We start from the raw sequence: 5525 nt of genomic DNA, 5'->3' as shown, positions 1-5525 counted from the left end.
CGCCTGGACCGCGGCGCCGCTGGCGTTCGACGGATTCGAAGCCGGCCCCCGCGCTCGCCGCGGACCGGCCCGCGTGCTGATCACCGAATCCGTCGAGCCCGCCGTCCCCCTGCCGACCGTCATCGCCGCGGCCGATCGGCTCGCCGATCCGCTTCGTCGGGCCGTCACGATCGCCGTCGCCGACGCCGTCGCCAAACTGCACGCCGGCGGGTTGTTCCCCGGCGACCTGCACCCGGGCAACCTGTTCCTCCGCGGCCTCCAACCGCTCGCCGACGGCGGCTTCGGGTTGGAGGAAGACGCCCTCGAACCGGTGCTAATCGACCTCGCCCCGCTCTACGTCCGACGCGGCTGGCCGAGAGAACGTCGTCGCATCGCGCGATCGCTGGGGATGCTCGCCCACGGAGTGTCGGACGTGAGCACGGCGGCCGACCGGTTGCGGTTCCTCGCCGCCCACTACACGGCACTGTTCGAGACGAACGGGACCGCCGCCGACATGCTCGGCGAGTGGCGGGACTGGGTCGCGTTGATGGAGGCGATTCGGCAGACCGAATCGAACCAGCGGCACGCCCGGCGGGATCGGCACTGGCGGCGGGGCTGCCGCGGGATGCGGATCATCGATCGCGAAACGCGATGCGTCGCCGGGATCGCGGACGAGGAAGCGGGTCGGATGCTCGCCGCGACCGGGGACGGCCCGGCGGCGATCGGCGGGCGTGCGGTGCGGGTATTGCGGGTCTCGCCGAGCGCGGCCCGGTCCGGGTGGGAGATCGGTCACGCCCTGCGGCGCCGCGGGCTGCCGGTCGCGGAGCCGTTGGTCTGCCGGCAGGGACGATTCGACGGCACATTGGTCCTCGCCGCCGGTCCGCCGGTCCAGGGAACCTGCGACGACCGTCGGGCCGCCCGCCGGATCTGCGCAGCGCTGCGGGCGTGCGGCTATACCCTCGACGGCCCACACCCGGAAGATTTCCAACGCGCTGCCGACGGCGCCGTTCAACTGGCAAACCCGGCCGCCGTCCGCCGGGCCGGCCGCGACGAAGTCGCCCCCACGCCGGACTTCGGCCCGGCCTGCCGTCCCATCCCCCCGCTCCGGCGAGCCGCATGACCGCCTCGCCCCGTCGATCCGCCGCCTTGGTTCGCAACGCGGGCGCACGCCTTGCGCTGTGCGGCGTGCTGGGCTATACGGCGTTGCTGTGCGGCTGCGCGAGCCTGACCGGGGCTTCGGACGCGACGTCCAAGCTCGCCGATTCCGGCCTCGCCCCGCTGACCGGCCCGCCGATGCCGAATCAGCACTCGGTCCGGGTCGGAAATCTCATCGTCAAAAGTGACGACGAACTCTCCCCCGGCGATCCCCTGATCGCGGATCTGGACCGCTTGCGCAGGAACGTCACGGCGGCGCTCGCGCTGCCGGAAGCGACGAAGGACGTGACGGTCTATTTATTCGCCGACGAACCGGCGTATCGCACGTTCCTCGAATATCGCCACCCCGGATTGCCGCCGCGGCGAGCATATTTCGTCGGCACGGGGACGGCGCTGCACGTCTATACGTTCCTCGGCGAGCGCACCGCGGAAGACCTAAGACACGAAACCGTGCACGGCTTATTGCATGCTTCGCTGCCCGGCGTCCCGCTCTGGCTGGACGAGGGTTTGGCCGAATACTTTGAAACGCCGACGCCCGGCGCCGCGAACGGCGATTATCCGGAACTCTTAGCCCGAGCCGTCGCGAGCGGCTGGCGGCCGGATCTCGCCCGGTTGGAAAGCATGGACGACTTCGCCGCCCTCACCCGACAGGACTACGCCGAGAGTTGGGCCTGGGTGCATCTGATGATGACCGGCGATCGCACGGTGATGCGGGATCACCTCGCCTCGCTCGGCCCCGGCGGGAGCAGCCCGGTGAGCCTCACGGCCCGCCTCGCCGCCGATCGCCCCTCCGCCCCGGGACCGTTATTAACGGCCCACGTCGCCACGCTGCTGGGCGCCGGCGTCCTGCACGCGGGCGGATAACCCGGCGGGTTTTCACCAAGAGGCCCACGCCCGGCAGGGGGCGCCGTCGGCGTCGGCCAGCGGCAGCGGCGGGCAGGAGAACGTGAAGTCGGAGTCCGGGACGGCGGACAGATCCGCGACGTTCTCCACGATCAACAGTCCGGCGCCCAAGAAAATCTCGTGGATGGGGAAGTCCTCCGCCCCCACCGGGTCGACGCTGGAGACGTCCAACCCCACGCCCCGCAGGCGTCCGCCGTTCGCCTCGGAGAGTTCCGCCAGGCGCTGCGCCGCGGCCGGGCTGAAGACGGGGATGTTTTCGAAGTAGGTCGGCTCCCCCCATCGAGCCGCCCAACCGGTCTCGACGAGTAGATAATCGAGGTGGGAGAGCGTCTCGCCGAAGTGCGTCAGTCGCTCCGCTTCGATCTCGCTCCCGGGGGAGAGGTCGGTGACGTCCAATCGACCGGCCCGCCCGATAAAATGTTCGATCGGAAACTCGTCCAGCATCCGCCGGCCGGGAATCATGTGGCCCGGCGGGTCGATGTGCGTGCCGGTGTGCGAGGGCATCGTCACCGTGCGTTCGCGGTAGCCGTCGTTCGCATAGTCGGCGACGGGGGTGAACGTCGTCGGCCCGTCGCCGGGGTACGCCGGCATGCCGGGACGGATGGGGTGCGAGAGGTCGACGAAAGGCATCGGGCGAGCGTGAGACGAGCTAGGAGCGAATCAGGGAGCGAACATTCATCGGAGTTTCACCGCGAAGAGCGGACCGCAAGGATATCGTACGGGGCCGGCCGCCCCGACTGATTCGCGAGAGACCCGCCCCCGTGTTCGCCCACATCCTGCTGGCGTCGTTGCTGACGCACCCGGTTCCGGTTGCCGCGAACTTCCGCCCGGCGGCGCCCGCGCCGATCGTCATCGCCCATCGCGGGGCGAGCGGGCTGCTGCCGGAGCACACCACGCAGGCCGTCGCCGTCGCCCACGCCGTGGGAGCGGATTATATCGAGCAGGACGTCGTATTGACCCGCGACGGCGTACCGATCGTGCTGCACGACCTGCACCTCGACGCCACGACGAACGTCGCCGAGGTCTTCCCCGACCGCGCGGAACCGAACGCCCCGCCGGGGCGTCGCTATTCCGCATTGAACTTTACGCTGGCGGAGATCAAATCGCTGCGGGCCTCGGAGCGGTTCAATCCCGCAACCGGCCGGGCCGTGTTCCCCGGCCGCTTCCCGGTTCACACCGGGCAGTTCGAGGTGCCCACGCTCGCGGAGGAGTTGGATCTCATCGCCGGTCTGAACGCCGCATCGGGTCGGGACGTGGGCGTTTATCCGGAGTTGAAACGTCCCGCCGAGCACGCCGCCGCGGGGCTGGACCTCGCCGCCGCCGTGCTGCGGGTGTTGGCGGACCGGGGCTATACGACCCGCGAGGATCGTTGCTTTTTGCAGTGCTTCGACTATGCCGAATTAAAGCGGGTGCGGAATGAACTGGGCTGTGAGTTGAACCTGGTCTTCCTCACAGGCTCCGACCCGGGTTGGGACGACGACGAACTGGCCGACGCGGCGAAGGTGGTGGACGGTCTGGGGCCGGGGTGGGCCGCGGTGGCGAGGCTGGAGGACGGGACGTATCGCTCCACCGGACTGGCGGAGCGGGCGCGGGCCGCGGGGTTGGCGGTCCACCCGTGGACCGCTCGGGCGGACGCGATGCCGAAGGGCAGCGACGGCGCCGAAGGGTTCGCGGCGCTGCACGCGGCGTTGATCGACGCCGGGGCGACCGGGGTGTTCTCGGACTTCCCGGGCCGCTCCTCGCAGTTAATTCATCGGAAGTAACCGCCCGACCCGAAGAGTCGGCGCCGCGGCGGGCGGGCAGGGTTGCACTGGCGATCGGGGGGCGGATCGTACGCCGGTCCGCCGTGCCCCGCGCCCGTCCTTCGCTCGATGTCGCTTCCCGCTTACGAGACGCTCGGTCAGTTTTATCTCGGTCGCGAGCACGACCCCGCCACGGGCGAAACCGGCGACGATTATTATCTGTACGACTCCCGCGATCTGACGACCCACGCGGTGGTCGTCGGGATGACCGGTTCCGGCAAGACGGGCCTCTGTTTGAGCCTGCTAGAGGAAGCCGCGATCGACGGCGTGCCGGCGATCTGCATCGATCCGAAGGGCGACCTGGGCAACCTCGCCCTCGCCTTTCCGAACCTCAAACCCAGCGACTTCCGCCCTTGGGTGGACGCCTCCGCCGCGGTCACGGCCGGGCAGACGCCCGATCAGTTCGCCGCCAGCACGGCCCGCAAGTGGAAGAAAGGCCTCGGCGAGTGGGATCAGGCGCCGGCCCGCGTCGGGCTGTACCAACGCAGCGCCGAGGTGACGATCTACACCCCCGGCAGCGACGCCGGCGTGCCGATCACGGTGCTGAAATCGTTTGCCGCCCCGCCGGAGAGCGTTCGGAACGACGCGGAGACCTTCCGCGAGAAGGTTTCCGCCAGCGCCGCGGGGCTGCTGAGCCTAATCGGCGGCGATCCGGATCCGGTCTCCAGCCGCGATCATATTCTGCTCTCGAACATCCTCGATCACGCTTGGCGGGGCGGGGAGGATCTTTCCTTATCGGATCTCATCCGTCGCATCGCCGATCCGCCGTTCGATCGGGTGGGGATCTTCGATCTCGAGTCCTTTTATTCCCGCAAGGACCGCAGCGGGCTGGCGATGCGGGTGAACAACCTGCTGGCCTCGCCGACCTTCGCCGGCTGGTTGAAGGGGGAGCCGCTGAATATTGAAAAGCTGCTCTATACGGACGACGGCCGGCCGCGGATCAGCATCCTCAGCATCGCCCACCTGTCCGACGCGGAACGGATGTTCTTCGTCACCCTGCTGCTGGGCGAATTCCTCACCTGGACCCGCCAGCAAAAGGGCACCGGCAGTCTGCGGGCGCTGCTGTATATGGACGAAGTCTTCGGCTACCTCCCGCCGATCGCCGAGCCGCCGACCAAGCGGTTGTTCCTCACGCTGCTCAAACAAGCACGGGCGTACGGCGTGGGGCTGGTGCTGGCGACGCAGAACCCGGTCGACGTGGATTATAAAGCGTTGTCCAACGCGGGGACGTGGTTCCTCGGCCGGCTCCAGACGGAGCGGGATAAAATGCGGGTGCTCGAAGGATTGGAGGGGGCGAGCTTGCAGGCCGGGGCGAGCTTCGACCATTCCCGAATGGACGAGGCGCTGGCCGGCTTGAAGAGCCGGCAATTCGTGGTGAACAACGTGCACGACGACGGTCCGGCGTTCCTTACGACCCGCTGGGTGTTGAGCTATCTGGCCGGCCCGCTGACCCGCGGCCAGATCGGCGACTTGATGGCCGATCAGAAGGCCCGCCTCGCCGAGAGCGGCGCCGCTCGCACGGAAGTCGTCGTGCTGCGCGACCCCATCGCCTCGAACCCCGCCGGCGGCAAACCGGTCGGGGCCCTGATCGCGGACCTGTTTCCCCCTCAAGACGAAGGCCAGGCGGCGCCCGATCCCGCCGCGGCGCTCGACGCTCTCGCTCCGCACGCCGCCGCGGCGCTGGCC

Annotated in this window: 5 protein-coding genes; 4 read left to right on the top strand and 1 reads right to left on the bottom strand. The window is 69.3% G+C overall.

What is annotated here, in order from left to right; genetic code table 11:
• Both LzC2_RS20030 and LzC2_RS20025 read left to right on the top strand, forming a co-directional pair.
• Window positions 1–1099: lipopolysaccharide kinase InaA family protein (locus tag LzC2_RS20030; protein ID WP_171189804.1), on the top strand; the 1099-nt coding region annotated here is incomplete at its 5' end.
• The gene (locus LzC2_RS20025) at window positions 1096–1998 is read left to right on the top strand and encodes a hypothetical protein (RefSeq protein WP_171189803.1); all 903 of its coding nucleotides are present in this window, start codon (window positions 1096–1098) and stop codon (window positions 1996–1998) included. The genes LzC2_RS20030 and LzC2_RS20025, both read left to right, overlap by 4 nt.
• A 12-nt stretch (window positions 1999–2010) precedes the next feature.
• On the opposite strand, the gene LzC2_RS20020 is transcribed toward LzC2_RS20025, so the two are convergent.
• On the bottom strand, window positions 2011–2667 hold the full coding sequence (locus tag LzC2_RS20020; RefSeq protein ID WP_171189802.1) for a cyclase family protein: 657 nt from the start codon (window positions 2665–2667) through the stop codon (window positions 2011–2013).
• A gap of 131 nt (window positions 2668–2798) precedes the next feature.
• On the opposite strand from LzC2_RS20020, the gene LzC2_RS20015 reads away from it, so the two are divergent.
• Together LzC2_RS20015 and LzC2_RS20010 are read left to right on the top strand one after the other, a co-directional pair.
• Window positions 2799–3800 carry a glycerophosphodiester phosphodiesterase family protein gene (locus tag LzC2_RS20015; RefSeq protein ID WP_171189801.1) on the top strand — a complete coding sequence of 334 codons (1002 nt, stop codon included), beginning with the start codon at window positions 2799–2801 and terminating at the stop codon, window positions 3798–3800.
• A gap of 108 nt (window positions 3801–3908) precedes the next feature.
• Window positions 3909–5525: ATP-binding protein (locus LzC2_RS20010; protein WP_171189800.1), on the top strand; the 1617-nt coding region annotated here is incomplete at its 3' end.

Source organism: Alienimonas chondri, from assembly GCF_013036045.1.
In the GTDB taxonomy this organism is placed as follows: domain Bacteria; phylum Planctomycetota; class Planctomycetia; order Planctomycetales; family Planctomycetaceae; genus Alienimonas; species Alienimonas chondri.
This window is presented reverse-complemented; position numbering and strand designations above follow the sequence as displayed.

What these genes read in the sequence shown, in the direction of transcription:
- LzC2_RS20025 (WP_171189803.1), top strand. Translation starts at nt 1,096, where the DNA reads ATGACCGCCTCGCCCCGTCGATCCGCCGCCTTGGTTCGCAACGCGGGC.
- LzC2_RS20020 (WP_171189802.1), bottom strand. Translation starts at nt 2,667, where the DNA reads ATGCCTTTCGTCGACCTCTCGCACCCCATCCGTCCCGGCATGCCGGCG.